Raw genomic sequence first — 5,049 nt, forward strand, 5'->3', positions numbered from 1 at the left:
TCAGCTCTTATAAGGGGGTTTAAATGAATATAGATTGTTTCAGCCAGCTTTTATAGTAAGTATAAATTCTGGCTCAATTAGTAAAGCTTTTATCTAAAACTAAAAGCAATAGCTGATGGCTGAATGCTGACAACTGAATGCTTACGAATAAATTAAAATAAATATAGTAATTGTTAACCTTGAAATTACGTTTTCAGAAAAATCTTTTATTCTGGATAGCTGCTATTATTAGTATTTTGTTAGACCACTTGACTAAATTTTGGGTGGTACAAAATTTTAAACTTGGAGAAAGTCTGGCTTTGTGGCCTGGTGTATTTCATTTTACTTATGTGACTAATACTGGGGCAGCTTTTAGTTTATTTAGTAATGGTGGGGTATATTGGTTACGTTGGTTGTCTTTGATTGTTAGTCTTGGCCTCATGGCCTGGGCTTTGTTTGGGCCTAGATTTAATAAATGGGAACAACTGGGCTACGGTTTAATTTTAGGAGGGGCACTGGGTAATGGTATTGATAGGTTCATTTTGGGTTATGTTGTAGATTTTATACACTTTCGCCTCATAGATTTTCCCGTGTTCAATGTGGCAGATGTTTCGATTAATATTGGTATTGTTTGTTTACTCATTGCTACATTTTTTAGTGGAAGACCAAAATGTAAATCGCAATAGTAGAAGGAAGAAGTTTTTCCTTCTCTCCTAGATAACTAAAAATTTGGCTGATATATCAAATACAGTAATGGCGACTGCTATAAATTGACTTTTATACGGTTAAATTCTAAAAGGCGCGATCGCCTCTGTAAATTCTCCGCAAAAAGCGAAAATCTTATACCAGTGACCTAAGCGATTCCCTCCGGGACGCTGCGCGAACGCGAGTGGGAACTACTAGAACCTTTGCTACCGAAACCTCAAAAACGAGGGCAAAAACCAAACGCTAATCGAGCGAGAAGTAGTTAATGGTATCTTCTATATCCTTTATTCTAGTACATTGTTACTATATAGCGCTTCTCAGGCGGTAGAAAAGTTTATTGGTTGATCTGGAATTTAGAAGTATTTGAAAAACTAATATATTTACTATATAAAGATTCAGTAAAGATGCTGATTTGTTATTGTTTTATTTTTTTGTTGGCACTATTATCAACTTATAACTAATGATACTTAGTGGAACTTAGACATTTTCTGGGAGAAAAACTGTCTGAAAGTCATTCTAGACAAGGGAATTACGTCAATGACCTAAAAATTGCTGAAACCCTTGGTAGTTAAGGATTTATACCTTTTAGACCTAAAAACCTCTGCTTGTCTATGTTTGAGCCTATTTTCTATTGCTGTTTTGTTTGAGTCCCATTAGACATTTTGTCGGCTAGAAAGTTTATCAAAGTTAGTCTAGGCATGGGAAGGACGTCAAAGACCGAAAAATTGTTGTTAGCTCCGCATTCCATGGGAAAACACCGATTATTCCTAGATTTATCCATTTTTTACCTAAAATACTCTCCCTGTATAGATTTGATGCCATTTTTTGCCTGAATTTTATCTAAGTCCCACTAAGTAATTCTTGAGTAAAACATTTTTTGAGGTTTTTCATAGGAAAACTTATGAAACAATTTTCTTTATTACAAAAGTTGCTTCCAGTCGGAATTAGTCTGGGAATGCTTTCTGTTCCTCTCTCTCTGGTGGTATCTCCTTCAGCAAGAGCAGCCACTTTTACTCCTGGTGAGTGTGGCCGACTAACTGGTTCTGAGATCCCTATGGGATCTATTACTTGTTTTGATAAAACTTTTAGTAATTTTGAACTTATTGCCGAGTTCGACATACCTGCTGGTGCTCAAATTATAATCGGAGTAGCTAGTGATGGAGAAACATTTGAGCTTGAATTAGATCCCGGTCAAACTTTAGGTTCATTCACAGGTACAGCTACTTATGATGTTACAATCGCCAACCCTGACTTTTTCTTTGATCAAGTAGGTCTTAATAGTGATGTAACTTCTGGCGGAGTTGAAGCACAGGTGACAGATGGGTCTGGTGGAACTGGCAATCTACTACTTGAGCTAGTAAGTTCTGATGGAAATTCAGTTACCCCAACGCCTATTCCTGGTCCAACGATGTATCAGTTTATCAGTGTTATGAATACAGTCTCCATTCCAGAGGGTGGCACTTTCGATGGCTTCAAGAACACCTTCACGCAAAAAAGGGTAACACCAGAACCTGGCACTATCCTCGGACTCCTCGCTGTTGGAGGTTTGGGTTTAGGTCTGAAGCGCAAGAAGCAAGCTTAGAAAAAGTTAATTGGGCTATAGACAAGAGGTAAAGTTGAGCGATTCCCTTTGCTGAGTGGTAAGATAATCGCTCAACCACTTAACAAATTCTCATACCTTCCTAAAGCCATCAAAGGAAAATACTGCGGATAAAAATGATATTTAATATAAAAGTGACAGGGAAAACCAGTACCAGTAAACTCGGACTCCAACCAACTCCCATCATCATTCTGAGTCGATACCAAAAAATCAACACCCCTATCAATAGCCTCCCTAGCAAAATTACCAGTTGCCTCCCCCGCAGCTAATAACCCAATCAACGCCCAAGCAGTTTGAGAAGCTGTACTTTTTCCCTTCCCTTTCAACGACGGGTCATTATAACTCCAACAACTCTCACCCCATCCGCCATCCGAATTTTGACAACCAACCAACCAACTCGCCCCCTTCTCAATAAAATCTCTATGACTTTCCTGCGCCACAACAGCCAAAGCCGAAATAACTCCACTCGTACCATATATATAGTTAACTCCCCATCGACCAAACCAACAACCTTCGCCTTCCTGCTCCCTTTCCAAATAAGCGATCGCCCGTTTCATCCGCCAACTATCCATAGACAACCCACAACAACCAACCATTTCCAACACCCGCGCCGTCACATCCGCCGTATTCGGGTCAATCATGGCCTTTAAATCTCCGTAGGGGATACCATTTAACCAGTCTTGGTCATTATCCACATCAAAAGCTGCCCAACCCCCAGGTTGACATTGCATCGAAGCTACCCATTCCATAGCACGAGCGATCGCCACCCGTTTCAATTCCTCATCAGGCAACTCCACAGCATCCAAAGCCATAACCACTACTGCCGTATCATCTATATCTGGATAAAAACGGTTGATAAATTCAAACGCCCAACCCCCCGGTTTACCCAATTTATTCTTAATTGCCCAGTCACCATAATCCAAAATTTGCTGTTGCAATAACCATTCCCCAGCTTTAAGCACTGCCGGATGACTAGGAGGAATACCAGAATCAACCAACGAACGTATTACCCAAGCGGTATCCCATACAGGAGAAACACAAGGTTGTACCCAATAATCATACTCAGTTTCTACAGCAAATTTATCTATTGCCTCCAACCCCCGCACCACCACAGGGTCTGCCACATCATATTCCAAACACCGCAATGCCAACATAGAATTTAACATTGCCGGAATAATACCTCCCCAGTCACCCGTAACTTCTTGCCTTTCCAGAATCCATTTTTCTGCTGCTTTTAAACCCTCTTCTCGCAAAGGCATCAAATTAAAATTTTCTGCAAATTTAAAAGCTTTATCTAACCCCAAAAATAAATCCGTCAGATCGTATTGACGAGGTAATTCAAAACTAGCATTGTTAATCCCTTCGGCATAAAGTTCATCCAGATTAATTGTGGGATTAACTGAAAAAATCGGCTTTTTATCAAACACAATTAATAGTGGAACAGTGCTACTTCTTGCCCAACTTGACATTTCATAAATAGTAAATGGAAAATCTTCAGGAAGTAGCATGATGCTAGGAGGAATAGAAGGAATACCTTGCCAGTTGAAACATCCAATTAAAGCCAGATGTAATTTCGTGAAAATTCTACTGCAACTAATACCTCCTTTTTTAATAATAAAATCTTGTGCTTTAAGCATGATTTGATCTGTTTTTGCAACACCTAATAATCTCAAACCCATATAAGCTTCAATAGAAGTGCTTAAGTCTCCCCCATCCCCATAAAATAATTCCCAACCACCATGTTCTCGTTGTTGGGAAATTAGATAATTTTTTGCTTTATCAAGAGGTCTTTTCTTGTCAGTTTGCCAAATTTTATGTAGTAAAACTATTTCTGCTGTTATTGTTACATTTGATTCTAATTCATCCCACCAGTACCCTTGTGGTTTTTGCAGATTCAATAGATATTCTTGACTAGCTAAAATTGATTGTTGAACTTTGTTTTTTTCTGTCATTTTTCCCAAAAATTAATTTTTTTTATTACTATCTTTAAAGTCATAATTTACTAAATAAATTATGCCTATTTATTCTCGATTATATTGAAGCATTTTGATAGAATATAAATGAAAATTTAAGAATTTTGAGTAATTAGGGAACCTTATCTAAAATTTATTGTCAGAAGATAACTAGATTCTGTATAGATAGATCGGCCTCACAGTGTTGCTGTCGCTCTCTGAGAGGCTTTCCTTGTTATGTTTATCATCAAATTTGTATGTTAAGTTGATGTCAATGATTTTTCAAATCATACTTGACTAGCTATGTAGTAATCTTAAATAAATTGTAGGGTTTTAAAATAACAATTAACTAAGATAAACCTAATATATTTGAAATCATACCTAGTATTTATATTAGTAATTTTTTTATTTATCACGTTATTTATAACCTTTGAGCATAAGCTTGCAACTAAAAATATAATTGCGATAGTTGAATTTTTTATGGCGAGATTTTCGTTGATTTTTAAGTGTTAGTTTTTAGGTGTTAGGAAGCAAATTTTTCCAGAGCATTACTGCGAACTAACTTTTGTTTAAAAACCCACAGTCACGCACGCTGAAAACAAACTTGTTGAAGTTAATCAGAAAAAGTTAGATTTTAGGTAGTGCGTTCAATAATTAATAATTAATAATTTACAATTAATAATTAATAATTACCTCTCTTTAAAACCTATCACTTACCCATAAGTCTTGAAACCCTTGTGGGGAATAGAGGAGAAAGGAGAAAAAATTATAGTAGCTAAGTAAAACTACTGAAGTTGTCAAAAAAAGTCAAGA

At 37.0% G+C, this 5,049-nt stretch carries 3 protein-coding genes; 2 read left to right on the forward strand and 1 reads right to left on the reverse strand.

Annotated elements, in window-relative coordinates:
• The first annotated feature begins 170 nt into the window (after positions 1-170).
• The gene (lspA, locus tag F6K13_RS17640) at positions 171-665 is read left to right on the forward strand and encodes a signal peptidase II (RefSeq protein WP_124143368.1); all 495 of its coding nucleotides are present in this window, start codon (positions 171-173) and stop codon (positions 663-665) included.
• Between the two features lie 920 nt (positions 666-1,585).
• Entirely contained in the window at positions 1,586-2,266 is a 681-nt protein-coding gene (locus F6K13_RS17645) for a PEP-CTERM sorting domain-containing protein (RefSeq protein WP_124155130.1), read from the forward strand.
• A gap of 71 nt (positions 2,267-2,337) precedes the next feature.
• On the opposite strand, the gene shc is transcribed toward F6K13_RS17645, so the two are convergent.
• Positions 2,338-4,236: a squalene--hopene cyclase gene (gene shc, locus F6K13_RS17650; protein WP_287287908.1), complete on the reverse strand. Its 1,899-nt coding sequence runs from the start codon at positions 4,234-4,236 to the stop codon at positions 2,338-2,340.
• Positions 4,237-5,049 lie beyond the last annotated feature (813 nt).

The organism is Okeania sp. SIO2B9 (genome assembly GCF_010672505.1).
In the GTDB taxonomy this organism is placed as follows: Bacteria; Cyanobacteriota; Cyanobacteriia; order Cyanobacteriales; family Microcoleaceae; genus Okeania; species Okeania hirsuta.